The sequence below is a fragment of the Nitritalea halalkaliphila LW7 genome (assembly GCF_000265075.1).
GTDB classification, from domain to species: domain Bacteria; phylum Bacteroidota; class Bacteroidia; order Cytophagales; family Cyclobacteriaceae; genus Nitritalea; species Nitritalea halalkaliphila.
On sequence record NZ_AJYA01000031.1, the window covers coordinates 17,910 to 43,068 of the forward strand.

23 protein-coding genes and 4 pseudogenes are annotated in these 25,159 nt (G+C 43.1%); 14 read left to right on the forward strand and 13 right to left on the reverse strand.

All coding sequences use genetic code 11. The features are described from left to right. Positions 1-7 precede the first annotated feature (7 nt). The 6 genes and pseudogenes from kdpB to A3SI_RS11325 form a co-directional block, all read right to left on the reverse strand. A pseudogene (gene kdpB / locus A3SI_RS11310) lies at positions 8-2,031 on the reverse strand (potassium-transporting ATPase subunit KdpB). Between the two features lie 14 nt (positions 2,032-2,045). After that, positions 2,046-3,743 (reverse strand): potassium-transporting ATPase subunit KdpA, encoded by a 1,698-nt coding sequence (gene kdpA / locus A3SI_RS11315; protein WP_009055963.1) that lies wholly within the window; start codon positions 3,741-3,743, stop codon positions 2,046-2,048. 2 nt (positions 3,744-3,745) lie between these two features. Then, positions 3,746-3,823 (reverse strand): potassium-transporting ATPase subunit F, encoded by a 78-nt coding sequence (locus A3SI_RS23265; protein ID WP_083836502.1) that lies wholly within the window; start codon positions 3,821-3,823, stop codon positions 3,746-3,748. After that, on the reverse strand, positions 3,820-4,005 hold the full coding sequence (locus A3SI_RS23565; protein WP_449406409.1) for a hypothetical protein: 186 nt from the start codon (positions 4,003-4,005) through the stop codon (positions 3,820-3,822). Before A3SI_RS23565 ends, A3SI_RS23265 begins: the two co-directional genes overlap by 4 nt. After that, the gene (locus tag A3SI_RS11320; RefSeq protein ID WP_009055965.1) at positions 3,971-4,195 is read right to left on the reverse strand and encodes a hypothetical protein; all 225 of its coding nucleotides are present in this window, start codon (positions 4,193-4,195) and stop codon (positions 3,971-3,973) included. Before A3SI_RS11320 ends, A3SI_RS23565 begins: the two co-directional genes overlap by 35 nt. 283 nt (positions 4,196-4,478) lie before the next feature. Then, the gene (locus tag A3SI_RS11325; protein ID WP_009055968.1) at positions 4,479-5,828 is read right to left on the reverse strand and encodes a sigma-54-dependent transcriptional regulator; all 1,350 of its coding nucleotides are present in this window, start codon (positions 5,826-5,828) and stop codon (positions 4,479-4,481) included. Positions 5,829-5,983: 155 nt separating this feature from the next. On the opposite strand from A3SI_RS11325, the gene A3SI_RS11330 reads away from it, so the two are divergent. Together A3SI_RS11330 and A3SI_RS19715 are read left to right on the forward strand one after the other, a co-directional pair. Continuing rightward, a complete protein-coding gene (locus A3SI_RS11330; protein ID WP_009055971.1) occupies positions 5,984-6,565 on the forward strand; it encodes a hypothetical protein in 582 nt (193 codons plus the stop codon). Beyond that, a complete protein-coding gene (locus tag A3SI_RS19715) occupies positions 6,475-6,789 on the forward strand; it encodes a hypothetical protein (protein ID WP_202946858.1) in 315 nt (104 codons plus the stop codon). Before A3SI_RS11330 ends, A3SI_RS19715 begins: the two co-directional genes overlap by 91 nt. An 80-nt stretch (positions 6,790-6,869) precedes the next feature. Here A3SI_RS19715 and A3SI_RS11335 read toward each other — a convergent pair whose 3' ends face one another. Then, positions 6,870-8,072, reverse strand: coding sequence for a DUF4221 family protein (locus tag A3SI_RS11335; protein WP_009055975.1), 1,203 nt, complete (start codon positions 8,070-8,072; stop codon positions 6,870-6,872). 122 nt (positions 8,073-8,194) lie between these two features. Further along, complete coding sequence (locus A3SI_RS11340) at positions 8,195-9,424, reverse strand: DUF4221 family protein (protein WP_009055977.1); 1,230 nt, start codon at positions 9,422-9,424, stop codon at positions 8,195-8,197. Between the two features lie 404 nt (positions 9,425-9,828). On the opposite strand from A3SI_RS11340, the pseudogene A3SI_RS11345 reads away from it, so the two are divergent. From A3SI_RS11345 to A3SI_RS11365, 10 genes and pseudogenes are all read left to right on the forward strand, one after another. Beyond that, positions 9,829-11,022 (forward strand): annotated as a pseudogene (locus A3SI_RS11345) (IS256 family transposase). Positions 11,023-12,112: 1,090 nt separating this feature from the next. Then, entirely contained in the window at positions 12,113-12,925 is an 813-nt protein-coding gene (locus A3SI_RS17565; protein ID WP_009055983.1) for a GLPGLI family protein, read from the forward strand. After that, a complete protein-coding gene (locus A3SI_RS19720) occupies positions 12,903-13,574 on the forward strand; it encodes a carboxypeptidase-like regulatory domain-containing protein (RefSeq protein WP_202946859.1) in 672 nt (223 codons plus the stop codon). Before A3SI_RS17565 ends, A3SI_RS19720 begins: the two co-directional genes overlap by 23 nt. Next, positions 13,535-14,068 carry a hypothetical protein gene (locus tag A3SI_RS19725; RefSeq protein ID WP_202946860.1) on the forward strand — a complete coding sequence of 178 codons (534 nt, stop codon included), beginning with the start codon at positions 13,535-13,537 and terminating at the stop codon, positions 14,066-14,068. Before A3SI_RS19720 ends, A3SI_RS19725 begins: the two co-directional genes overlap by 40 nt. A gap of 34 nt (positions 14,069-14,102) precedes the next feature. Then, positions 14,103-14,816, forward strand: a complete 714-nt coding sequence (locus tag A3SI_RS19730; RefSeq protein ID WP_202946861.1) for a hypothetical protein — start codon at positions 14,103-14,105, stop codon at positions 14,814-14,816. 485 nt (positions 14,817-15,301) lie between these two features. Beyond that, positions 15,302-15,571, forward strand: a complete 270-nt coding sequence (locus tag A3SI_RS23270) for an outer membrane beta-barrel protein (RefSeq protein ID WP_394330372.1) — start codon at positions 15,302-15,304, stop codon at positions 15,569-15,571. Between the two features lie 354 nt (positions 15,572-15,925). Beyond that, complete coding sequence (locus A3SI_RS23275; RefSeq protein WP_394330373.1) at positions 15,926-16,165, forward strand: GyrI-like domain-containing protein; 240 nt, start codon at positions 15,926-15,928, stop codon at positions 16,163-16,165. 65 nt (positions 16,166-16,230) lie between these two features. Beyond that, positions 16,231-16,302 (forward strand): annotated as a pseudogene (locus A3SI_RS23570) (VOC family protein); the annotation flags it as partial. A gap of 36 nt (positions 16,303-16,338) precedes the next feature. Then, positions 16,339-16,786 (forward strand): annotated as a pseudogene (locus A3SI_RS20880) (transposase); the annotation flags it as partial. 77 nt (positions 16,787-16,863) lie between these two features. Continuing rightward, on the forward strand, positions 16,864-17,577 hold the full coding sequence (locus A3SI_RS11365; RefSeq protein WP_009055989.1) for a VTT domain-containing protein: 714 nt from the start codon (positions 16,864-16,866) through the stop codon (positions 17,575-17,577). Positions 17,578-17,605: 28 nt separating this feature from the next. On the opposite strand, the gene A3SI_RS11370 is transcribed toward A3SI_RS11365, so the two are convergent. Further along, the gene (locus A3SI_RS11370) at positions 17,606-18,310 is read right to left on the reverse strand and encodes a LytR/AlgR family response regulator transcription factor (RefSeq protein ID WP_009055991.1); all 705 of its coding nucleotides are present in this window, start codon (positions 18,308-18,310) and stop codon (positions 17,606-17,608) included. Continuing rightward, complete coding sequence (locus A3SI_RS17570) at positions 18,307-19,704, reverse strand: sensor histidine kinase (RefSeq protein WP_009055992.1); 1,398 nt, start codon at positions 19,702-19,704, stop codon at positions 18,307-18,309. Before A3SI_RS17570 ends, A3SI_RS11370 begins: the two co-directional genes overlap by 4 nt. A gap of 7 nt (positions 19,705-19,711) precedes the next feature. On the opposite strand from A3SI_RS17570, the gene A3SI_RS18955 reads away from it, so the two are divergent. Together A3SI_RS18955 and A3SI_RS11380 are read left to right on the forward strand one after the other, a co-directional pair. Next, positions 19,712-19,867 carry a hypothetical protein gene (locus tag A3SI_RS18955; protein WP_156810279.1) on the forward strand — a complete coding sequence of 52 codons (156 nt, stop codon included), beginning with the start codon at positions 19,712-19,714 and terminating at the stop codon, positions 19,865-19,867. Between the two features lie 175 nt (positions 19,868-20,042). Further along, a complete protein-coding gene (locus A3SI_RS11380; protein WP_009055994.1) occupies positions 20,043-23,162 on the forward strand; it encodes a TonB-dependent receptor in 3,120 nt (1,039 codons plus the stop codon). Positions 23,163-23,200: 38 nt separating this feature from the next. On the opposite strand, the gene A3SI_RS17575 is transcribed toward A3SI_RS11380, so the two are convergent. The 3 genes from A3SI_RS17575 to A3SI_RS18960 form a co-directional block, all read right to left on the reverse strand. Then, complete coding sequence (locus tag A3SI_RS17575) at positions 23,201-23,392, reverse strand: helix-turn-helix domain-containing protein (protein WP_050977508.1); 192 nt, start codon at positions 23,390-23,392, stop codon at positions 23,201-23,203. A 4-nt stretch (positions 23,393-23,396) separates the two neighbouring features. Beyond that, positions 23,397-24,530, reverse strand: a complete 1,134-nt coding sequence (locus tag A3SI_RS11385) for a sigma-54-dependent transcriptional regulator (protein WP_050977509.1) — start codon at positions 24,528-24,530, stop codon at positions 23,397-23,399. A gap of 108 nt (positions 24,531-24,638) precedes the next feature. Then, complete coding sequence (locus A3SI_RS18960; RefSeq protein ID WP_156810280.1) at positions 24,639-24,794, reverse strand: hypothetical protein; 156 nt, start codon at positions 24,792-24,794, stop codon at positions 24,639-24,641. Positions 24,795-25,159: the final 365 nt, after the last annotated feature.

Here is a 25,159-nt window from a genome sequence, read left to right on the forward strand (position 1 = left end):
AGTAAGATTAAAGTAGTATAGAGACAGCTAAATCGATAAGTTTAATGCCTAAGAAAGGCAGAAGAATGCCGCCAAGTCCGTAAATGAGAAGATTACGGCTCAGCAAGGCAGAGGCTCCTATGGGCTTATAGGTAGAGCCACTTAGTGCCAGTGGAATCAGCGCAGGAATAATTAGGGCATTAAAGATAACTGCGGATAAGATCGCGGATTCTGGGCTGTGTAGGTTCATAATGTCTAATGCTGCTAGCCCAGGAATGGCTGCCGCGAAGAGTGCAGGCACGATTGCGAAGTATTTTGCCACATCGTTAGCGATAGAAAAGGTGGTGATATTTCCTCTGGTAATGAGCAGCTGTTTGCCTATTTCTACGACCTCTAAAAGTTTCGTAGGGTCAGAGTCTAAATCGACCATATTAGCAGCTTCCTTAGCGGCTTGTGTTCCTGAATTCATCGCTACACCTACATCTGCTTGCGCTAGTGCGGGGGCATCATTAGTGCCATCCCCCATCATGGCGACAAGTTTACCAGCAGCCTGTTCTTGTTTGATGTAGTTCATTTTGTCTTCTGGCTTGGCTTCAGCGATAAAGTCGTCTACACCGGCCAGGTTGGCGATGAATTTTGCGGTTAGAGGATTATCTCCTGTAACCATCACCGTTTTTACGCCCATTTTTCGCAGGCGCTCGAAGCGCTGTTGGATACCCGGTTTAATAATGTCTTCTAGCTGGATGACGCCTATCGCTTTATGGTCTAAGGCGACGACTAAGGCGTCCCACCTTTTTGGGCGACTTTCGTTACCTCTTGTTCCACAGCATTAAGGGTAGTAGCGTCAGAGGCGCTTGCCCAATTTTTTATCGCATCCCATGCGCCCTTGCGAATGGAACTTCCTGTAGCCAGGTCTAGCCCACTCATACGCGTTTCCGCCGAAAAGTCTATAAAAGCCGCACCTTCAGGTTCGTTCAACTGGAAGTTGGGCTTCTGCTTTTTAGCTAGTTCCACTACAGATTTTCCTTCTGGGGTAGTGTCAGCCAAAGAGCTCAAGACAGCTGCTTCGATAAGGAGCTCAAGCGACACATCTGGGGCGGGAATAAAGGCAGTAGCTTTCCGGTTACCGATGGTGATCGTTCCTGTTTTATCTAAAAGCAAGACATCGATGTCTCCAGCAGTTTCTACTGCTTTACCGGATTTCGCGATGATGTTCGCTTTTAATGCTCTATCCATTCCCGCTATACCGATGGCAGATAGAAGACCGCCGATCGTCGTCGGAATAAGACAGACGAAGAGCGCGATTAAAGCGGCTAAGGATAGGCTTATTTGCAGGTAATCTGCAAAGGGTTTTAAGGTAACGGTGACGATGAGAAACACCAATGTAAAGGCAGCCAGTAAAATGGTTAAAGCGATTTCATTAGGTGTTTTTTGTCGATTTGCACCTTCTACCAAAGCGATCATTTTATCCAAAAAGCTTTCACCAGGATGAGAGCTTACGCGGACGACGATGCGATCGCTCAATACGCGTGTACCGCCTATAACGGTGTTCTGATCTGATCCTGCTTCGCGGATAACAGGGGCGGACTCTCCTGTGATAGCGGCTTCATCGATGGCGGCAAGTCCTTCGACCAGTTCACCATCTGCTGGAATGACGTCTCCTGCCTCACAAAGAAAAAGGTCTCCTTTTTTAAGGTCTGAAGAACTTACCGTTTGTTCCACCCCGTCTACCAGGAGTCGAGCGGGAGTTTCAGACCGTGTTTTTCGTAGTGTATCCGCCTGTGCTTTTCCTCTAGCTTCGGCTACGGCCTCAGCAAAGTTCCCCAGAAGAACAGTCAGAAACAGTAAAAGGGTGATGGTCAAATTATACCCAAAGGTTCCTATAAATGTACTGGCCGAGAGGGCCGACAGTACGGTGACACCCACCATAATAAGCGTACCACATCCTACCGTGAACATCACAGGGTTCTGCATCATGTGTGTAGGATGTAATTTTAGAAAGGCGGCTTGTACGCTTTGGCGGAAAGCCAAAGATGCTTTATTCGTTTCCATATACGAGTCTAGAGTTAAAGAGATAGATATTCGGCGATCGGGCCTAAGGCCAATACTGGGAAAAAGGCTAAAGCGGCTACGATAAGAATGACAGCTAACAGAACGGTTCCGAAGGCAGGTGTATCGAGTGGAAGGCTGCCTGCTGATTCAGGAACGGGTTTTTTTAGTGCTAAAGAACCGGCCAAGGCTAGGGGACCTATAATGGGTAAGAAGCGCCCTAAAAGCATGACGATACCGTTTAAGATGTTCCAGAATGGGGTGTCGTCATTTAAGCCTTCAAACCCTGACCCGTTATTCGCCGCCGATGAGGTGAATTCATACAGCATTTCGCTTAAGCCATGAAAACCTGGATTGTGAATCCATTCAGCGGATAGACTGGGGTCTTTTGCTGCGAGGTAGCTAGAAAGTGCCGTACCCGAAAGAATCAGGAAAGGGTGCAAAAGAATGATGAGTGCAGCGATTTTTATTTCCCTAGCCTCGATTTTTTTACCCATGAATTCCGGCGTTCTTCCGATCATGAGGCCAGCGATAAATACGGCCACGATCACATAAATAAAGAAGTTAATAAAACCTACACCCACGCCACCATAAATGGCATTTATGAACATGTCGAGTAGAAAAATACCTCCAGATAACGGAGTATGGCTATCATGCATCGAATTCACTGACCCATTAGAAGTAGCAGTGGTAGATACCCCCCATAAAGAGGATGCTGCGGTCCCAAAACGTATTTCTTTACCTTCCATATTTCGGGATTCTGCTAGGCCTACGCTTTCAAAGAAAGGATTGCCAGCGTGTTCCTGATGGATGGAGATAGCGGTAAAGGCTACAAACAGTAGGGACATCACAGCGAAAAAAAGGAGAGCAAGCTTCTTTCTACCGGTGTAAAACCCGAACGCAAAAACGAGCGCCATAGGAATTAAAAGTATGGCGATGTTTTCCGCGATGTTGGTGAGGTAATTTGGGTTTTCAAAGGGGTGGGTGGAGTTCGGCCCGAAAAAACCTCCTCCATTCGTACCCATTTGCTTAATGGCCACCATGGGAGCTGCAGGACCAGCAGCCACCTGCTGAATCTCCCCCTCTAAAGTTTTCACTTCTTGGATGGCCTCGAAATTTATGGGTGTGCCATTCGCCACTAGAAGGAGTGCTACTACCACAGATAAGGGCAGCAGAATACGCGTGCAGCTTTTTACTAATAGTGTGTAAAAATTACCAAGTACAGCGCTTGATTTATTAATCAGCGCTTGAAAGAGTAAGGCGCAAGCCGCTATACCAGTACCCGCACTGACGAACTGTAACCAGCAGAAAACCAGTAACTGTGTGTAGTAAGAAGCCCCAGACTCACCGCTGTAATGCTGTAGGTTAGTGTTGGTCGTGAAACTGACCGCCGTGTTAAAGGCCAGAGTAGGCTCCCAATTTCCGAAGTCATTTGGATTCCAAAAGGGATGAAAACCTTGGAATGCGAGAAATATAAAAGCAAGGATAAAGAAACCAATGTTTAAAGTTACTAAGGCAAGCATATTTTTCTTCCAGTCCCATTTTTCATCAGGATCTATACCTGAGAGCCGAAAGAGAACACGTTCTAAAGGTGAGAAAACGTCAGACCAGACCTTTTCTCCTTTAAAAACACGGACCATGTATTTTCCTAAGGGCCATGCGAGCAAGCAGGAAAGGGTAAAGATGAGTAATACCCCAAGAATTTCCGTTATCATAATTAAAAGCGTTCAGGTTTTAAGATAGCATAGGTGAGGTAGGTGCCTACCAATAGAGAAAGCATTAGAATGAAGGTCATTTTTCGATGTTATGATGTTCGTAAAGTAAGATGTAAGTCCTGAGTAAGCAGAAAGGTAAAAGCGCTTTCACGTGGCGTCGCATCGGATCATTAGGTTCCAAGTGAAGGTGTGGAAGATAGACATGCTCTATAGCAAGCTTCAAAGCATCATTCCCTTTTTTGTACAATTTTTCCGCCAGCATCAGACACTTTTTTTAAGCTTTTCTTATCTCCTTGAAGCAGTCTTTTTTCTGTATAATCAGCAAACTGCACGATAATGTGAATAAGCTTTTGCTGCTCCTGAAGTGTAGCTTCACTCCGTAACTCAACAGACAGTTCTGGAAGCTGTCTGTCGAACTCGCTGTAGAGCTCTTGATCACAAGTTAATTTCATAGTTTTTCAAAGAATGAAATGGTTTTTAAAATCATAAATAGGATGCTTAGCCCAAGAGTAAGCATGGCTATCAGTAAGAAGAAATCCATAGATGTGTTGCTATTTTGGCTAGGCAATGGCAAAGCGGGGACCTTATTCCATAAAGGAGGATGGGATGTGATGTAACCTATTGATAGTGAATGGAATAAAAAATACAGTGTATGAAAATAAAAAAAGAAGACCATAAAAAAAACTTCGGATTCCGAAGGGTAGTATGCAAAAATGGAAGGATAGCGTATGCAATTTAGCCTAATGCGTAGTCTTGTAACTTTTTATAAAGCGTAGTTAAACCTATTTCAAGGAGCTTCGCAGCTTGTGTCTTGTTTCCATTGGTAAGTGCGAGGACCCGCTGTATCTGTGCTTTTTCTGCAGCTGCAAGACTAAAGTCTGACGGATCCTGTGAAAACGCATCTCTAGGCATCATGGGAAGAAGATCGGCTGTTAACTCGTCTCCTTCACTTAAAATAACAGCCCTTTCAATTACATTTTTCAATTCTCGAATATTCCCTTTAAACGCCATGGATTTCAGGCGATTTAGAAATTCAGGATGCATACGCTTCACACCTACGTTCGATTTCGCGCTGAAGTGTCGGATAAAGTGCTCAGCTAAAAGGGGTATATCCTCCTTCCTTTCCGCTAAAGATGGGAGCCTAAGTTGAATCACCGCTAGTCGATACAACAGATCCTCCCGAAACCTTCCCTCAGTGACTTCTACGGCCAAATCCCTATTCGTAGCGGCGATAATTCTTACATTTACCCGCGTTTCTTTCGTATCACCAACCTTGATAAAACTACCATTTTCCAAGACCCGAAGCAGTTTAGCCTGTAAATCTAAGGGCATTTCGCCTATTTCATCTAGAAAAAGCGTACCCATGTGCGCCTCTTCGAACAATCCTTTTTTTTCTTTCGTGGCACCTGTAAATGCTCCCGCTTTATGCCCAAAAAGCTCGCTCTCCAGAATTTCACCACTAATCGCACTACAATTTATCGCCAGAAATCGCTTTTCCGCCCGTTTTCCCTCGTAGTGAATCGCCTGAGCGAAGACCTCTTTACCAGTTCCGGTCGCCCCTGTTAAAAGAATGGTGGCCTCACTGCCTGCTATTTTCTGAGCTAGTGCTTTGGTGCGCACAAGCACATCACTTTCTCCTAAAATATGTGCAAAAGAGTGCCGATGCATCAGGCTCTTTTTTAACCTGGTGACCTCATGCTGAAGACGTGCCTTTTCCATGGCTTTGGCCATTAAGGGCACTAATTTTTCATTATCATCTCCCTTTACGAGGTAATCAAATACCCCCGCCTTCACAGCCCGAACCCCATCTTGGATTTTTCCATAAGCAGTTAAGAGGATGAACTCTGAATCCGGGAACTCAGATTTAGAGTTCATACAAAAGGCCACACCATCTCCGTCAGGTAGCTTTACATCGCTAAGCACGACCATCGGTGCATCAGCTTTAAGGATTTTTTTGCCCTGTGCCAAATTCTTTGCCCGAAGCACCTCATACCCTTCTAATTCTAGAATTCGAGAAATTAGGGTTAAGAGTTTTAACTCATCATCTATAAGTAATACCTTTTCATTCATAGCTACTAATTCCAAAAACTCGAAGTTAGCCTTTATTTCGGTTCACGAAGTTCTTTTTGTACTTTTAACTTCTTTATAAATTTTAAATAAGGAGGTGCCGCAGGCATTTACGCTGAAAATCAGTTTTTCAGGTAGTACATGATCCCACGCCTCTAACGAAAAATACCTGAATGCCATCAAAAAGAAAAGGAGCCCGCTCGATCGGGCAGATACCTCCCGATATTTTGGACCACCTGAATACGGGCCAAATCTCTTCAGCTAACCTGGTGGAGTGGCTGGCCGTGGACCAGCAAAGGCTCTTAAAGCATGTATTGGAGCAGTTTGGGCGCTCCAGTTATTTGCCTGGCCTATGGGAACAGCTCAGTGGAAAGCAGACAGCGAACGCCCTCCAAAAACAGATCGGGAAGCAGCTCTATCGCCTCGCTACGGAGGCGGGCGACGGTGCATTCGGGCAGCTTCTGGCTCAGCATCCCGCGGACACTATTCGCTGCTGGGCGGCCTATTTTATAACAGAACAAGAGTCACTTAGCGTGCAGGAGATGCTGGATGCCCTGCGACCCTTAGCGGCTGACCCCCATTTTGGCGTGCGTGAGGTGGCTTGGATGGCCCTGCGCCCCCAACTCCTCCCGCGCATTCCTGAGGCTGTGGAGACCCTGCTCCCATGGTCCAAGATCCAGACGAAAACATCCGACGCTTTGCTTGTGAGGCCACCCGTCCCCGAGGGGTTTGGTGTGCACATAGTGCGCTGCTGAAGGCTGAGCCGGCATGGGGACTTCCACTACTGGAACCCCTACATGCTGACCCCTCGCGTTATGTGCAGCTCAGTGTCGGCAACTGGCTGAACGATGCCTCTAAAACCCAGCCGGACTTTGTTCGTGAGCTCTGCGCGGAGTGGTTGGAAAAGAGCCCGGTGCCCGCTACACGCTTTATCTGCCAGAAAGCATTGCGTACGGTGGGGGAAGGCGGGATGCGCTAAAGGCCGAAATTTGCTTTGCGGCGGAGCCGCAAAGGGGCAGACGGCTCCCTTCTACACGCTTTATTTTTCACCTCCTTGCGCTACTCTTCCTCCGTGAGGTCGAATTGGAAACGGAGCCCGATAAGGTCTTCATCGCGGTCGCGAAAGGTGAGGAGCTGACCCTGCCGCGCGAATCCATGTCCCGGGTGCACGTGGAGGCCGTCCAGCCTGCTCTCTGCGATCAGGTTTAAATCTGCATCAAATACACTCACAAATGTTTGCGTCCCCAGACTGCGGTAAAAGCCACCTGAGTCGGGGTCCTGGCTCATTTTATCCCGCGTACTGAGGCGGTAGTAGCGCTGCAGCTGTGGGTCCCAGTTTAAGCGGCCATAGCGGATGGATTCGTCCAGTGCCTTGTAGGTTTCCGCAACTGCCGGCGTGTCTGGTTTCAACTTTTTAGGAGGGATAAATGCGCTTTCGGCACCTACATAGGGGCCATGCCAGCGGAAAAATTGGAGTTGGCCATCCGCAAAAAAATAGCGATAGGCTTCGTTAAAGGCGCTATTTTGAATCAGTAGTTGCTCGTCCGTGTAGCTGACCATGGGGGAGGCACCCATGGAACCCATCCACTGCCCACCATCCCGAATGACAGCCAGCTTTTCGGTCATTTTATTGAGTTCTGGAAATTCTACTCGGTTTAAAAGCTTGCCGTTCGCATCAGAGATGAGGAGAAAGGGAGCATTCCCCTTATCCAGGTTTTGCACTAAGGTGAGGTATTCACCAGTTTTTTTTGGGTTTTCGATAAAGAGCAGGTAGGTGTAGGTCAGGGGTTGGTCCTGATCATTGGCGAACTTCGGGCGCTTGATTTCCTTTTTTAGTCTGCCGTCGAGGTGAAAGTGCCCCTGGCGCGTGGCGGAGGATATCAGCAGGCCGCCATCAGCAGCCAGGGAGATCTTTTTTATCCCAAAGCCGATACCGTCTGGCCCCTCTTCCTGAAAGGGGTGCACGCCGCTCAGCCTTCTGTTTTCTACGTCATAGGCCTCCACGCGGGTTGTTCTCGAATCAAAGCGATAGAGGTGCAGCCCATCCGAAGAAGCTACGGCACTAGAGAAGCCCGTCGTTAAGTTGATCGGCTCCAACATGTCTGGAAAAGTAAGGGTGTCCCAAACCACCTTGACTTCAGGAACAGGCATGGGGCTACTCATTTTTTTTTCTATCGGACGGGCGCAGGCGATGGCCAGCAGAAGGCCTGCCAGGCAGGCCAAAAGGGGGGGGAAGGCGAAAGATACAGGTGCATGTTTCATCTGCACAATTTAGTTCAGAACACCTAAATAAAGCAAGTCTTTTTTCTGAATTAAAGCATTTTTTTAATAAAATATATTCTTTGCAGGGTTATTCGTCATACGTTTATGCTTTTATGAGGTAATTATTCGCTTTTAGGCTGGGCTTGGATACGGATGAAACCCAGTTCATCATCTTCGGTGTGAAACAACCATAATTTATCTTTACGGATAAAAAACTGGCCGAGGTTGGATGGTTTTATGCCCAGTTCAGACTCTCCGATCAACTGTAGTTCTTCGTCGAAGATGCTGAGGAAGAGTAGATGACCTGTAGTTTTGTACCCTCCATAGTCTTCTTTTTCGTCGGAGAAAATCTTCTTATTGGCGAGGCGGTAATACAACTTGCTTTCAGGGGCATAGCTAAGTTTGAGATAGGAAACACCTTCTTCAAAGTTGCGGAGGGCATTCCACATGCCTTCGGAGTCGGGTTCCACTTCTTTAGGCCCTTTATAGGGGTTTTGGCGGCCCACGTAAGGTCCCTCCCAGCTAAAAAACTCTAAGTTTCCAGACTCAAAGTGGTAGCGATAGGCCTCGTTAAATCCTGAGTTTTGGATGAAGAGATGATCGTCGGTGTGGCTGATGAGCGCGGAGGCTCCGAAGGCACCCATCCACTGTCCTTCGTAGCTAATTTTGGTGGCCATTTCTTGCATGCGTTCCAGTTCAGGAAATTCGATGCGTTCCTTTAGGTTCCCTGCTTTGTCGGTTCGTAGTAAAAAAGGTGCACCTCCATTAAATACATCTTGGTACAGGGCAAAGAATTCCTCTGGCTTTTTAGGATTTTCGATAAGTTGGAGCAGGAAAAACTCCCCTTCTTCGCCCTCTTTCGTTTTAGGCATGGGAAGGGTGATGTCCATCAGTTTTTTGCCCTCCGGGCTAAACTTAGCATTTTTATCACGGGCCCAGAAAAGTAGGTTGCCCTCTGGGCTACTGCCAAAGCGTGAGAAGTAAGCCCCTGTACCATTAGGTCCCTCTTTTTCAAAGGGTACTTTTTTAAGCAGTTTCCGATTTTCCAGATCGATATGTTCGATGGCATGTGCGTTTCGATCATAGTTATAGAGTAGGCTTCCATCCGGAGAAAGGCTGGAAAAGAACAGGGCATTTTGGATGAAGAGGAACGCTTCTCCGCCGTCTATAAACAGGGTATCTGTTTGAATACTTAACTCAGGCACTTGGGTGCTGGGGTTGGTTTTTTTTTCTTGCTCGCCGGTACAGGCCAGTAGACAGGTGCCTGCGCTGAGTGCAAGCCACAAAGAGGAGGAGAGAAAACGATTCATGCGCTTCATGTGCAAAAGAAATAGGGTGTAAAAAGAATGCATTTAATAGAAAAATTTTGATAAAAGCAAGTGATAACGTAGCGTTTTTTAGCTGCTTAGTGTAAACGGTCTGCATGCTTTACGCTTTCATCTGCAAAATCTGTAGGGTAGTCGCTTGGTGTAGAGAAAGGTTACATTATTCCTTTTTTTTCTCATTTAGGGCTTATCTTTCATCTACTATTTCAGCAAGCGATATAGGTCCGCTTTCGATGTAGGTTCCTCGACTTCCGTCGTTGCGCATGGGATTCTTTTTTTTGTGTTTTTACCAGCAGTGATTTTGTTTCTAGGGAAACACAGGATACACGGATGAATAGGAAATTTGGAGACTGTTCATTCAAGTGTGTCTACTAACTTTACGAGAATGAAAAAAGAGAAAGACGATTGAGGACCTACTAAAGGATCCAGAGATGGGTGAGCGCATAAAAGCTCAGCTATATGGGAAGAAGCGTTTACTGGAAGAGGGGAGCCCTTTTAGTGAACTTTTGCAGCAGATGGTGAACACTATGCTTGAAGGAGAGATTGAAGATTTTCTTTCAGAAGGTCGAGCCGCCGGCAAGGTGAACAAGCGTAATGGTAGGACAAGCAAGCGTGTTGTTAGTGAATTTGGTCCTTTGGATATTGCGACTCCACGCGACCGTAATGGAGACTTCGAGCCTGAGCTTATAGGTAAACGTCAAAAATCACTTACAAGTGGGCTAGACGATCAAATATTAGCGTTATATGCCCAGGGTAACTCCATAGAAGATGTTAGACGTCTTTTAGCGGATATTTATGGTATTAGTATTTCTTCAGGGCGTATTTCTCAGTTAACAGATAAGGTGCTTCCTGAGATCCAAGAATGACGCTCTAGAAGCCTCCAAAGCTTTTATCCGATTGTTTATTTGGACGCTATCCACTTCAAAGTTCGCGAGGATGGCAAATACAGCAACAGTGCAATTTATACTGTTTTCGCCATTGATATGGATGGCAACAGAGACGTCTTAGGCCTTTACATGAGCTCAGGAGGTGAGAGAGCCAAGAAATGGGGGATGGTTATGGATGATCTGAAAATGCGAGGGGTAGTCGATATTTTAGTTATTTGTACGGATGATTTAAAAGGGTTTTCTGAACAGATTCAAGATTCCTTTCCCTATGCGATTATACAAAAATGTGTTGTCCATCAGATTCGTAACTCATTAAAGCACGTTGACGACAAAGATAAAAAGGAGGTTACCAAAGATTTACGCTATGTTTATACCTCTCCCACGGTAGAAATGGCGGGTACAGCATTGGCGGCATTCGAGGTAAAATGGGGCAAAAAATACGGCTACATCGTCAAGCAATGGAAGACCAATTGGGATGAACTTATGGCTTTTATGGATTTTTCGACCGAAATGCGCCGCATGATTTATACCACCAACCCAGCGGAAGCATTGCATAGAATAATGCGTAGGCTGATCAAAAGTAAGGGGGCTTGGGTATAAGAAACGGCTTTGTTAAAGCAGCTCTATCTGTCGATTAATAGAAACCATAAGTCATGGAAGACTAAAGCGAGAGGATGGAAATCGGCACGAAGGGAATTAATAGAACGCTACCACGAAAGAGTACCCGATAAAATTTAGTTCACGGTTGTCAGGGTAGGAGGCCGGAGGCCGAATGACCCAAACAACACCAACAAAAAGAAAAACCAAGACACAGTTTAATGAACTACACCGCTGTTTTGCGTAAATACGGGGCTTGTACTTAGTTGAAAGTTAAAAGTTTAAATAAAATTAGGTTCTAAATTGAAAATTATGTAAATTTCATTCGCAACTACGCAAAGCCACGAAACATTGATAGACATTTGACCAAACACAGCGTGAAATGCAAACGTTTAAAAATAAGAGGTTAACGTGTAAAAAAACACAAAAAATAACCTAAAAGTCACTCGCTAATAGAGAAAAACCGAAGCAAAATAGCAAAGTGTGGAAGTTAAATTCAATGCCAAACGGGAATAATTCCCACCCCAACTATAAAAAAGTTGGTTAATCATTAAATACAAAAAAGATAAAAAATGTATTTCTTGCTTTAGCTTTTATGCTAATTGGAACGTTTGCTTTTGCAAACTCTAACGAATCAGTTAAAACTTTTTCAAAAACTAGTGCTGAAACATTTAGCTCTTGAAAACTCAAGTGATTATTCACTTAGTTTAAATGAGGTAGTTTTAACTGAATCTGAATTATTAACTCTAAAAGATTGTACATTAAGAGGTAATTTTACTATAACCTTTTCCGATGGCTCTACTTATTCTTGGGAAGGTACTCTTACGATAGTTGGGTAATTTTGTACTGAGTTTTTAAAAGAAATGATGGCTGATTAATTATGAAAAAATTATCAATTCTATTACTCGTTTGCAGTTTTGTAACTTCAAGTTTTGCTTTTAATTTTATTTCATAGAAAAATAACGACAGCGAGCTTGAAGTTGTAAATACAACTGAAAATCCAGCAGAAACTAGCGAAAATTCAATTTTATTAAAAGTTTGTACTGTAAGATTGGATTATGAACTAGAAGATGGTTCCACTATTCAAGGAGAGATTACTTTTGTTGATGTCTCTTGGTGGGATTGCACCAAAATGCAATTAGCAGCTTGGTGGAAGAGAAATTTTTAACATTTTTACAATTATGCTCAGTATTCTGAAATAGAATACTGAACATTTAATTCAAACTATATTATGAAATTCAAATTGATACTAGCGATACTTTGTTTATTGCAAAATTCGTATTTAATTGCTCAAACTAAAGAAAATAAAAATTACGGTAAAGTAACTTATGAGCGTATTCTAAATTTTGAAGGAAATCCAAAAACCACAGATTTTAGTTTATTTTTTAATCCAGATTTTTCAATATTTTACGAAGAAAGAATTGAACCTAAAGAAGAAACTACATTAAAACCAAGTTCTGACAATGAATTTGATCTAGCGTTTGATGTGAAATTTAATGGTAGTAAATATATTGTATTAACAGATTTTATAAAAGACAGCATTCAAAGTCAAGTTTCATTATTCCGAGACGGCAAACAAAAAACCTACATAGTTGAGGAAAAAATTAACAACATAAAATGGAATATTACCCAAGAATTTAAAACAATAAGCGGTTTCAAAGCTCAAAAAGCTGAAGGGTTATTTAGAGGAAGAAGATATATTGCTTGGTTCACTAATGAAATTCCAATTAAATATGGACCTTGGAAATTAAACGGTTTACCTGGTTTAATTTTAAGCGTATTTGATGATAAAAATGAAGTTATGTTTTATGCAAAATCAATAAAAGTACCATTTAATTCAGCTTCAATCTCAAACAATGAATTTTCATTTAGCGATGATTACGATAAAATATCGTTATCTGAGTATATAAAGTTAAAAAATCAACAAGTAGAAGAAGTTAAGAAATTATTTAGTTCAAAACTTCCTAGAGGAGCTAAGATGGAAACAACTAAAAGTAAATCAAATGATATTGAATTAGAATATGAAGAAACAATTAAGGATTAGCCTTTTTGCAATATCCATTGTTTTTTCTTTAAAATCCTTTGGGCAAATTACTATAAGCGGTAAAGTTTATAGTACAGACAGCCTCGAAATACAACAAGCAAGTGTAGTCCTTACAGACATAGCAGAATCTCAAGTTATTGACTACACTTTCACTGATATTAATGAATTTTACAAATTGAAATCTACAAAAATAGGTAAATTTAATTTGAAATTTAGCCACATCGGCTATTCAACTAAAAGTATTGATTTTGGGATTGTAGCAAATGAATACGAAAAGAAGATAGATGCTTTTTTGCTAGAGAAAACAATGGATTTAAATGAGGTTATTATTCAATTCGAAAGACCTTTTTCTATCAAAAAAGATACGATTAATTTTAAAACTAAATATTTTATTGATGGTACAGAACAAACAGTAGAACAATTACTTCAAAAAATACCGGGTTTGCAAATTGATAGCGATGGAACCATAAAAGTAGGTAATCAAGAAATTGAAAAGTTAATGGTAGATGGCGAAGACCTTTTTGAGCGAGGCTATAAAATTCTATCCAAGAATATGCCCGCATATCCGATTGAGGAAGTAGAAGTACTGAAAAATTTTCTAACAACAGGTTGCTTAAAGGTGTTGAGGAAAGTGAAAAGGTCGCTTTAAACTTAAAACTTGACGAGAAATCAAAACGCATTTGGTTTGGAAATATAGAAACAAGTATTGGGTACGACAGTTTTTATCAGTTAAAAAGCAACTTAATGAATTTTGGCAAGATAAATAAATATTACTTTTTAACTAATCTAAACTCTATTGGTTTCAATGCTACGGGCGATATTGAAAATTTAATTCGTCCTTTTCGTATGAATGAGCCAGCAAGTATAGGAGATAACCAAAGTGTAAATTCGTTATTAAATTTTTCGCCCAACCAACTCAATTTCAAGCAAAGCAGAATCAACTTTAATAATGCAGAGTTATTTTCTCTAAACGCTATTTTTAATCCAACAGAAAAATTGAAAGTAAAAACACTCGGCTTTTTCAATTGGGATGAAACAGACTTTTTTAGAAATTCTATAGATGTTGTAGCTGTTAGTGGTACAAATTTTACAAATACTGAAGATTATCAATTACAAAACAAAAAAACTCATCGCTTTTGGTAGGGTAGATGTTATCTATAATATTTCTAAAACCAAAATGATAGAAGCAACCACAAAATATAACATTGGCGACTTTAACGATGGTTCTAATTTAGTATTCAATGGCAATTCGACAATCGAAAGTCTACAGCACCAAAACACACTTTTTGACCAAAAAATAAGCTATACCAATAAGTTTAAAGACAAAAAAGTATTTTTATTGACGGGTCGTTTTATCAATGAAAAAACACCACAGAATTATGCTATAAATCAATTCTTTTATCAAGATTTATTTCCTGCTTTTACCAATGCTAATAATGTAAAACAACAAAGCACAAACCAAATGGAATTTGCTGGTGTAAATGCACATTTATTAGACCGCAAGGTCAATGGACATTTATTAGAATTACAGTTAGGTAACGAGCTTAGAAAAGATGTATTGCAATCTACATTTTCACTTTTAGAAAACAATACGCTTTTAGAACAACCAATTGGCTACCAAAACCAAACAAATTATGTCGTCAATGATTTGTACTTTAAAAGCAAATACAGATTGAGACTTAAAGATTTTGGAATAGTCGGTAAATTAGATATGCATCAGCTTTTTAATCAATTAGAAAACAATACCGCAAGAAGTAATCAAAATCCGTTTTTCATTAATCCAAGCTTAGGTTTTGATTGGAAAATAAATGATAAAAATAAAATTATTTTTTCCTATTCCTACAACACGACCAATGCCAAAATTTTAGACGTTTACAGCGATTTTGTTTAAAATGATTTTCGTTCGTTTTCAAAAGCAACTGGCAACTTTAATCAATTAAATGCTTCGAGTGTGGTTTTTAATTATCAATTGGGTAATTGGAGCGACCGTTTTTTTGCAAACACATTTATCCTTTACAACAAAGATCACGATTTCTTTTCAACAAATACAATAGTAGAGCAAAACTATATACAAGCAGAAAAAATAGTTATAGAAGACCGTGAGTTTATTAGTATTAACTCAAAACTCGATTATTATTTTAAATTCATATCGTCTAACTTAAAGTTAGATTTGGGCTATTCACAAAGTGAATTTAAGAATATCGTAAATGGTTCTGATTTTCGTGAAGTTACGTCAACAAATTACAATTACGGACTGGAACTACGCTCTAGCTTTAAAGGCATCTTTAATTATCACATAGGCACAAAATGGACAACTACAGAAATACAGACGACTATTAATAATTCATTTACAGACAACGTGAGCTTTATGGATTTATCTTTTGTGTTCAACAAAAATTTGATGTTCAAGTACAATCCGAACGTTATTATTTTGGGAACTTACCAAATGACAATACTTATTATTTTTTAGACTTTGATACTCGATATAAACTCATTGAAAACAAACTATCTTTAGGACTTACTGGAAAGAACTTGTTCAATACCGAAAGATTTAGAAGTTTTTCTATCAGCGACATCGGAACATCAACGACTGAATATAGATTGTTGCCAAGGTTTGTGTTATTGAAATTGGAATATAGATTTTAACAATTGAACTGAATAAAAAACGGCTACCAACATTGTATAAAAATAATAGCGGTTTATCGCCAAACGAAAGTGAATTTTTCAAATCAAACAACAATAATAAACCGAAAGGTAAGAGCTTAAAATCCGCTACTATTCTTATACGTTACCGTTGGTGGCAAGTGTAGAACGACACAGCTTAAAAATAAAACCTTAGTTTAAAATATGACAAACGGATTTAAAATAATCGGAATTTCAACCCGAACGACAAATAAAAATAACCAATCAAAAGAAGATTTAGGAAAGCTGTGGGAATGATTTTTTGCTGAGAACATTAATGAAAAAATCTCTAACAAAAGTTCGTTTTAAATTATTTCAATTTACACAGACTATAAAGGTGACTTTACAGACGAATACACGACAATAATCGGAGTTCCTGTTTCGACACTTGATGAAATTCCTAACGGATTAATTGGACGTGAATTTAAATCTGAAAATTTTCAAAAGTTTACAGCAAAAGGAGAAATGCCAAAAGCAGTTTTAGATACTTGGATTGACATTTGGCAACGAGACAGTGAACTCGATAGAAAATATAGCTATGACTTTGAAGTTTATTGAGAAAAATCACAAGATGGAGAAAATTCAGATGTGGAAATTTATTTATCAATTAACAACTAAAACAAATGGTAAAATTTGGATATACAATTCTATACGTTAAAGACGTAACAAAATCAATAGAGTTTTATGAAAAGTCTTTTGGTTTTGAGCGAAAATTTATAACACCCGAAAATGTACACCAAATCAGAAATGCATGTAGATATGTCGTGTGGAAAGACCGTAAAGCCTTTACAAGGGATATGAAAGAAATTTATACCGCCCCTACCCTACTAAGGATGCAGCATGGGCAGCACTCAACGATTTTGCTAAAAAATGGGATTCAAAATACTCGTATGCTATCAAAAGTTGGAGGGACAATTGGGATGAACTCACAGTTTTCTTTGATTACCCGGTTGAAATCCGAAAAATTATCTATACCACAAATCTGATTGAAAATCTAAATGGGGAAATCAGAAAATACACCAAAAATAAGCTCTCTTTCCCAACAGATGATGCTGTTATGAAGTCTGTTTTCCTCGCTGCAAGAGAAGCATCGAAAAATACACCTTTCGAGACTGGGGTACTATTCTTAACAGTTTCCTGCTTATATTTGGTGATAGGGTCAGGCTTCTTCAAACCTGACCATAAAATCATATTTTAAAGTTTACACACTTATCGGGATAGTGTCCGAAAACGAAAATCCCGTATCTTGCCCCCACATGCAAGCTCTTACTTCTCTTTTAAACGCCTGGCGCAAGCGCTTCCAAGGACAAAAACAGCTCTTTTTCGCCTTCCTCTGGGTCAGTACCATCCCCTTCCTTGGCAGTGCCCTACTCAGCGCCTACTTCCTACGTGATCCAGAATACCTACTTCAAATCACCGAAAATAGCTCCCCTCTTCTATTTTTTCCCGCGCTAAGCCTAAGCATGGGATTCGCCCTGCTGCCCACCACCTTCGTCGCCATCTCCTGCGGCTTTTTGTTCGGCTGGCAAGCATTCCCGCTCCTTGCCGCCGCCTATCTCTTGGCCTCCGCGATCGGCTATGCGCTCGGTCTCCGACTGGACACCAAAAAAGACCAGCAAGGATTCCTCCAAGCATTCCCGCGCTTAGAAACGCTACTGCAGCAGCGCGCTGCACGCATGGGAGATCTCGTTTTCTTCGTCCGCATAAGCCCCATCATCCCCTTCGCACTTTCTAACGTACTCTTCGCCACCCTCCGCGCCGGCTGGAAACCCTCCTCCTTTGGGATTCCTCGCATGCTCCCCCGCACCCTGCTCGCCTTTACCTCTGGCTACTTGGCAGCAGACATCTACAGCGCACTAGCCGGAGGTGATGCCGCCTGGGAAATCAGCCTTATACTACTCTTCTTACTCCTTTCCGGCTGGGGCATACTGCGTTTTTTTAGGGGCTCCACGCCCCAAAAAAATTCCTGAAAATTAGCATCCCCTAATACAAAACCCGCTAACTCTCTAAAAGCCGCTTGACAGCTTGCTCATAACGCGCACTCAAGGGAACCTGTACACCCCCTTTTAACGTCAACTGATGCCGCTCCACACGTAACACATACGCCTGATTCACCATAAAGGAGCGGTGGACACGGAGAATAGAAGCAGGGATATCCTGTTCTAACTCCGTCAGCGTCATTCGAGCGCTCCACTCCTCACCACTGTGCAAAAAAAAGTGTACATAGTTTCCACGTACCTCCACATAAAGTAACTCCTCCCAAACAATGCGTACATGCTCCGCACCCACCTTCAGAAACCGCGCCTCCACCACGTCCGCTTCCAGCAGACGCTGATAATCACGCGCCTTCTGACATGCCCTTAAAAAGCGAGGCAAACCAAAAGGTTTTAACAAATAATCCAAGGCATCCAGCTCAAAACTACGCAAGGCATGCTCCGAGTACGCCGTCGTAAAAATAAGCAAGCAATGCCCCGGCAGCAAACTCGCCAAATCCAAGCCATTCAAGTCAGGCATCTTGATATCCAAAAACACGACAAGGGGCCGCCGAGAGGTAGACTGACGTAAAAAATCCAACCCCTTGATAGCATCCGTAAACGTGGCCTCTAACTGTAAAAAAGGTACCTTGGCAGCATGCGCCTTGATGATTTCGATCGCCATCGGCTCATCGTCGATGACGACGGCACGAAGATTTCCACTACTCATACGATAAAGATACTCAAATGCACAAAAAACGCATCGCCCGCCTCATAAATCTTCAATTCATGCCGCTTCGGATACAGGAGCGCCAGTCGCTGCCGCACATTTTCTACCCCCACTCCATGCGAATGCCCCTCCGGATCCTCTCCCTGACCCGCATGCACACTGTTGGTCACATGAAAATGCAGCACCTCACCCTCCCCTTTCACATGCACCTTAATCCACGATTTATGGTGTACGCTAACGCCATGCTTAAAAGCATTTTCGACAAAAGGAATGAGCAGCATCGGTGCGATCGTACCTTTCCAGCCCTCCTCTAACTGCACCTGCAGGCTAATCTCAGGATTATCATCCTGCTGAAAACGTAAACGCTGCAAGCTCACAAAATTCTCGATATAACTCAGCTCCTCCTCTACAGGAATCTTTGCCTTTTCATGCTGGGTAAACATGTAGCGCATCAGCTCTCCTAACTTGGTAATCGCTTCCCCCGTACGCTCCGCCCCCTCCTGGAGTGCCGTGCCATAGATACTGTTCAGGGTATTGAAAATAAAGTGCGGATTGATCTGACTTTCTAAAAAAGCCAACTGCGCAGCATTCCTATTCACCTGTACATGCAGCCGAGTCAGCTGCTGCAAGTTGTCCTCATAGCGGGTAAACAGCAGGTCGCTTATCGGAATGATGAGCACGACCACGACGAAAAGCAGCCAGACAGCAGAGATAAATACCGCAAATGGATTACCAATCCACAGCAGCAGCCCCCCCAGAAGGATAGCCGAGACGAGGAAAATATAATTGCGCGTCGCCTTTGCGGGGTTACCCGCGCGCTTCTCCCCATAGATAAAAAAGAAATTCACATAGCTGACCACAGCCACGAATGGCAGGTAAAAAGCAAATAGACGGGTGAGCAGCGTAAAACGACCGTCGGAAAACTGAAACAGATACAGGGTCAAAAAGAGGTAAAAAAGTGCCAATCGGACACCGTTATACCAGCGCAGGTCCTGACTCTCCCGCTGCTGGGCGATCTGATCGAGCAGGAGAACAAAGGCCCCATAAAGCCCAAAAAGCAGGAGGATGCGGAAGTAAATCGGCGCCGGCCCCATACTTCCATGGACGATTTCGGCGAATAGGAGGTGCAGCCCAAAGCCAAAAGTAAGCAGCAGCAGGCTCAGCAACCCAAATTTCCACTTTTTTCCATCCTGCCGTAACTGTACCCACAGGCGCATGCGCAAAAAATAAAACAAGCCCAAAAAGAGGGTTCCCGAGGCTGACCAAATAAAAAAAGGTGCGTTCTCAAAAGGATAAATAAAATTAAGGAAGCTGATGGCGATCAGTAGGAACGTGGCCGCAGAAAAGCCCCACCATTCGATTTGGCGAAAATTAAGTTTGGTCTTGCTGAGCATAGGTCTTGTGTTTTGTTTTCACAAGGCTACGACATGTTCGGCCTTCGGCCAAAACCCTGGGACGGATACCCCGATTTCAGGGATGAATAGCTGTGGAAAGGTGCGCATGGTCAGCAACAGTATGGGAGTCTACACCCACAACCTCATCGATAAAATAGGCTAAAAAAGCAGATTTTAGGAAAGGCATACCTTTGGCAAAGGATTTTTTGTACAAAATCCAATAACCATGCGAAATTTTACGATTTTAACCATTTACAGTCTACTCTTTTTGGTCTTTGCGGCGCAGGGTCAAGGCGTAACAAGTGCCGGACTGACAGGTCTCATTGAAGATGACTTGAATGATCACTGCCGGAGCCGACTATCCAAGCCATACCCACCTCCCTTCTGGAACCACCTATTCGATGGTTACGCAGCCAAATGGTCGCTTTACCATTCCAAACATGCGTACCGGAGGGCCTTACCGGGTAGAAGTCAGTTTTATCGGGTTCGAGACGCAAGTCTTCGAGAATATTTCCCTGCGCCTCGGACAGCGCTACGTGCTAAATGTACAGATGCAAGATGGAGACATGGAATTAGAAACGGTAACGATCTCTGGATTTAAAGATAACATTCTAAATGATGAACGTACAGGAGCGGCTACGACCATCAACAAAGAAGCACTAAACACGATGCCCACTTTAAGTCGAAGCGTACAAGATTTTACACGACTTACCCCCCAGTCGAATGGAGAGTCCTTCGCCGGCCAGGACCCGAAGGCCATAAATTTCTCCTTAGATGGAAGTGTTTTTAATAATGCCTTCGGACTTTCCGGATCCATCCCAGGAGCGCCTACGAATGCTACGCCTATTTCACTGGATGCGATAGAAGAAATTCAAGTAAACATCGCACCCTACGATGTGACGCAGGGTGGCTTCACTGGCGCCGCTATTAATGCCATCACCCGCTCTGGTGACAATGAGTGGAGAGGTTCTGCCTTCTATAACACACGAAATGAATCCTTCGTGGGTACGCGAGCCAGAGGTACCGAAGTGGTCACGTCTGATTTCAATGTCGAACAATACGGCTTCCGTGTAGGTGGCCCTATCATCAAAGATAAGCTTTTCGTCTTCTTCTCGGCAGAATCTGAAAGGCGATCTGATCCTAACTCCCCCTTTGTGGCAGCGGCTGAAGGGCGAACGGGCGCAAATGTCACACGTGTTCAAAAAACTGATATGAATGCGGTAAGAAGCTTTCTAGTCGAAAACTTCAATTATGACCCAGGACTTTTTGAAGACTATAATTTAAATTCAGTCTCCGATAAATTCCTAATCAAGTTCGATTATAACATCAGCCAGCAGCATCGCTTGAGTTTTCGCTTTAACACCCTGATTTCCTCCGCAGAGCGACCTGTAGCCCGAACCTCTCTGGGTTTCGGAGGTAGAAATCAAAATCTTTTTTCCCTTAATTTCCAAAATTCAAACTACACACTTCAGGATAATATATACTCCGGCATCTTGGAGTTAAACTCCACCTTTGGAAGTCGGTTTTCAAACGAGCTGCGCTTCGGTTTGACAGCGAACAGGAACTTTAGAACATGGGAAGGGGGTAATTTTCCCGCCGTGGATATTCTCCAAGATGGCCGTAACTATATTTCTTTCGGCACAGACCTGCTCTCGCCAAACCGCGCGCTAGACTCGGATATATGGCAGTTTCAAAACAACTTTACCGCTTTTCTCGGCAATCATACGGTAACGGCTGGAGTGAATTTTGAAATGTTTGATTTCGCCTATACGTTTACACCCACTTTCTTCGGCCACTACGTGTACAACAGCCTAGACGATTTCTTCCAGCATGCCAGCGGTCAAGAAGTGGAACTTCGACGCTTTCAGCGGCAATTCTCAGCACTTCCTGATGGAAGAGTGCCCACTGCAGATACACGAGCCTATATCGCCAGCGCATACATTCAAGATGAATATGCGGTTACCCCTCAGCTGAAAGTCACGTATGGCCTACGCCTTGACGTTCCCTTCTATGCACAAACCGCCCTCTTTAACCCAGAGGTCGCGACTCTGGATTTTCGCCGCCCCGACGGTAGTCCCATCACTATAGAAACGGATAGACTACCCGAACCGCAGTTTATGTGGAGTCCCAGAATGGGTTTCAACTGGGATGTCCTCGGTGATCGGACTTTCCAAATTAGAGGTGGAACAGGACTATTTTCAGGAAGACCCATCTACATCAACATTTCCAACATGGTCAATACCAATGGCATGCTACAAGGACAAATCCGAGCAGATAATACACGCGATTTTGCCTTTTCACCCGATGTAAATGCGCATATTCCAGCCGTCGTCGGACGTCCTGAAACCTACGATGTCGCTTACATCGACCCTAATTTCAGAAACCCACAAGTCTGGAGATCCAACATCGGTATCGATAAGGAGCTGTTTGGTGGTATCGTAGCCACATTTGAAGGGATCTACACCGCACAAGTATCTGATTTACTTTTTTACGATGCCAACTTAAACAACCCTACCCGAAACCTGAATGGTCCTGATAACCGTCCGCTTTATGGCTTTAGCGATGAGCAGAATAGGAGAAATCAGCAAATCACGAATGCCGTGGTCTTAGACAATACCAGTAAGGGGTACAGTTATAGCCTCACGGCACAGCTTACAAAATACTTCGAAAATGGCCTACAGGCGATGGCAGCCTACACCTATGCCGTAGCAAAAAACATGGTAGATGGAAACACCCAGCACTTTTTATCCTTTGAAAACATCCATAGCGTAAGGGGAGGGAACTTTCCGGAACTGGGATTTTCACTCGATGATCAGCGCCATCGCCTTATAGGAGCACTTGGATATCGAAAAACCTTCGGAGAACGTTTCGCAAGTAACATTTCACTCTTCTATGAGCTGCGTAATCAAGGCGTCGAGTCCTTCGTCTATAATACCGATGTTAATGGAGACTTGATCGTAGGTAACGACCTCATCTTCGTGCCTACCTCATCTCAGCTACAAGAGATGGCTTTCGATCCGCTCACCTTTAACGGCCGGGTGTTTAGTCCAGAGGAACAGCGCGCCATTTTCGATCAGTTCATCGAACAAGACGCGCATCTGCGAACGCGAAGAGGAGGTTATGCTATGCGAAATGCCGTACAATTCCCTATGGTAGGTCGCTTAGACTTTTCCTTCGTGCAGGATGTCTTCTTGAACCTGAAAGGAAAAAAGAATGTACTCCAATTTCGTATGGACATCTTTAACATCACGAACATGATCAATAGCAACTGGGGGGTGGGAAGCATTATCGCGAACGAAAGCCCTATAGCGATATCGCGTATAGAACCAGATAACCTGACTCCCGTCTACCAGCTTAACCCAAGCCGAGGAGAGTTGCCTACTAACACCTTTGTACGCACAGCGAACATCGGCGATGTTTGGCAAATGCAGTTAGGACTGCGCTATATTTTCAACTAAAAGCAAAAAAGGGTAGTCGTTTGGACTACCCTTCAATTTCATATTTTTTTTAATCGCTGATAAAGTGTTTTCCGATCTATCCCTAAAAATTCAGCCGTTTTGGACTTGTTGTATTTAAAACGCTGAAGCGTTTCCACGATAAGCTTTTTCTCTATAGCCTCCTGCTGCTCTTTCACACCTTCCATATCCTGCACAGATGGCTTAGACTCCTCTGGCAGGAGCTGATCCAACTCCCTAAACGTGGAAGCCTTCGGGAAATAAATCCGGTGTTAGGAAGGGTCCCTTTGCCATTAAAACAGCGCGACGAACCAAGTTTTTTAATTCCCGTAAATTCCCCGGCCATGAATAATTTTGAAAAAGTGCTAGGGTTTCAGGCGCTAGACCTTCCACTTGCTTATGAAACTGTCTATTACTTCTCTCTATAAAATAAGTGGCATAGGGCAAAATATCTTCTTTACGCTTACGCAAAGGGGGTACATCGATTCTAAACTCACTCAGCCTATGATAGAGATCCAAGCGGAAATTCCGCTCTCCTCGAATGTCCAGCGCCTCATTAGTCGCGGCTATGATGCGAATATCCAGTGGAATAGAGGCCTGTGAACCGACTTTCTGAATAACGCGTTCCTGAATGGCTCGCAGCATCTTCGCCTGAACATCTGGATGTAGATTGCCGATTTCATCTAGAAACAAAGTGCCTCCCTGCGCCTCCTCCAAGTAGCCCTGACGGTCTGTAATTGCTCCAGTAAAAGCTCCTTTTACATGACCAAAAAGCTCTGAAGCCGCTAACTCTAAAGATAAAGAACCACAGTCCACAGCCACGAAAGGTGCAGCCTGACGAGCGGAGAGTGCATGAATTTTTCTCGCAAAAAACTCTTTTCCCGTTCCTGACTCTCCCATGAGTAAAACCGTCAGTTCGGTAGGTGCCACCACCTCCACCAAAGCATAGGTCTCCTGGAATCCTTGACTTTCACCGGGGTAAAATGTGGGACTAGACTGCTGCTCAGGTGACTTAATCTGACAAACTTCTTTAACTACTTGCAGTAGCTCCTCAGGATTAACGGGTTTCGTGATGTAATCCTTCGCACCCAGTTTAATGGCCTGAACGGCTATCCTTACCTCGGTATAGTTGGATAAAAACACCACAGGAAGGTGTTTGTTTTTCGTAAAAAGCTCTTCCAATAACTCTAGGCCATTGCCATCAGGTAGCCAATAATCCAACAAAACAAGCTCAAATCGCCTCTCGCGAACCCAACGTAAAGCATCCGATTTCGTGGCCGCTACTTCAACTTCAAACCCATGTTTTTCTAAAAATTTTTTAAGTAAACGCTGGTAACTAAAATCATCTTCCACTAAAAGAATAGGAGGCATAGGTTTTTTCGGCTTAGTTTTTAAATTACGTCGAACTTTCAATAACAAATTAAACGAAATAGTTCTCAATTTGCTAATGGAAGCACGAATTCCAAGTGGAGCTACCTTTTACGGCACATAAAAATGACGCTCCAGGCGCTGCGCCTGATATTGCTCTAACTGACTCGTACAGGTACCCGGCTGCTTGTTGACCAAAGCCCGGACCCCCAAGACCACCAAGAGTACATTGAGTAGTAAAGCGATATAAATCATCATTTTTTTCATGCCTGTCCTAGTTCAGAATTTAGGCCAAAAATTTAAACAAAGCAAATAACAGGAATTCACCCACATAAACCAAATAAAAGTAACAATAAAATCCATTTATACAAAACCTGATTCTGCTTATACACATAAATACCTCGACAACTGTAGCAGCCATTCCCCAAAAACTGTGGAAACTTCTCCCCAAATTATCACCTACCCTGAATAGTGCAGGCAGCGAACACCGAATGGAGCATACCGTACGATTTCGAACACTTTTTATACTCCCCCACCGCTGTCTCTAAGGCCTAAACTATCCCCATGAAATTAAGCCTACGAGAAAAAAACAGCCCCTAAACGCTGGAAAGGCCCTTTTTTCCCTTGGTCAG

Excerpts from the sequence above, each read along its gene's own strand:
- kdpA (WP_009055963.1), bottom strand. The coding sequence starts at position 3,743 with ATGATAACGGAAATTCTTGGGGTATTACTCATCTTTACCCTTTCCTGC.
- A3SI_RS23265 (WP_083836502.1), bottom strand. The coding sequence starts at position 3,823 with ATGACCTTCATTCTAATGCTTTCTCTATTGGTAGGCACCTACCTCACC.
- A3SI_RS23565 (WP_449406409.1), bottom strand. The coding sequence starts at position 4,005 with ATGCTGGCGGAAAAATTGTACAAAAAAGGGAATGATGCTTTGAAGCTT.
- A3SI_RS11320 (WP_009055965.1), bottom strand. The coding sequence starts at position 4,195 with ATGAAATTAACTTGTGATCAAGAGCTCTACAGCGAGTTCGACAGACAG.
- A3SI_RS11330 (WP_009055971.1), top strand. The coding sequence starts at position 5,984 with ATGCCATCAAAAAGAAAAGGAGCCCGCTCGATCGGGCAGATACCTCCC.
- A3SI_RS19715 (WP_202946858.1), top strand. The coding sequence starts at position 6,475 with ATGGTCCAAGATCCAGACGAAAACATCCGACGCTTTGCTTGTGAGGCC.
- A3SI_RS11335 (WP_009055975.1), bottom strand. The coding sequence starts at position 8,072 with ATGAAACATGCACCTGTATCTTTCGCCTTCCCCCCCCTTTTGGCCTGC.
- A3SI_RS11340 (WP_009055977.1), bottom strand. The coding sequence starts at position 9,424 with ATGCATTCTTTTTACACCCTATTTCTTTTGCACATGAAGCGCATGAAT.
- A3SI_RS17565 (WP_009055983.1), top strand. The coding sequence starts at position 12,113 with ATGAAATTCAAATTGATACTAGCGATACTTTGTTTATTGCAAAATTCG.
- A3SI_RS19720 (WP_202946859.1), top strand. The coding sequence starts at position 12,903 with ATGAAGAAACAATTAAGGATTAGCCTTTTTGCAATATCCATTGTTTTT.
- A3SI_RS19730 (WP_202946861.1), top strand. The coding sequence starts at position 14,103 with ATGATAGAAGCAACCACAAAATATAACATTGGCGACTTTAACGATGGT.
- A3SI_RS11365 (WP_009055989.1), top strand. The coding sequence starts at position 16,864 with ATGCAAGCTCTTACTTCTCTTTTAAACGCCTGGCGCAAGCGCTTCCAA.
- A3SI_RS11370 (WP_009055991.1), bottom strand. The coding sequence starts at position 18,310 with ATGAGTAGTGGAAATCTTCGTGCCGTCGTCATCGACGATGAGCCGATG.
- A3SI_RS17570 (WP_009055992.1), bottom strand. The coding sequence starts at position 19,704 with ATGCTCAGCAAGACCAAACTTAATTTTCGCCAAATCGAATGGTGGGGC.
- A3SI_RS11380 (WP_009055994.1), top strand. The coding sequence starts at position 20,043 with ATGATCACTGCCGGAGCCGACTATCCAAGCCATACCCACCTCCCTTCT.
- A3SI_RS11385 (WP_050977509.1), bottom strand. The coding sequence starts at position 24,530 with ATGCCTCCTATTCTTTTAGTGGAAGATGATTTTAGTTACCAGCGTTTA.
- A3SI_RS18960 (WP_156810280.1), bottom strand. The coding sequence starts at position 24,794 with ATGAAAAAAATGATGATTTATATCGCTTTACTACTCAATGTACTCTTG.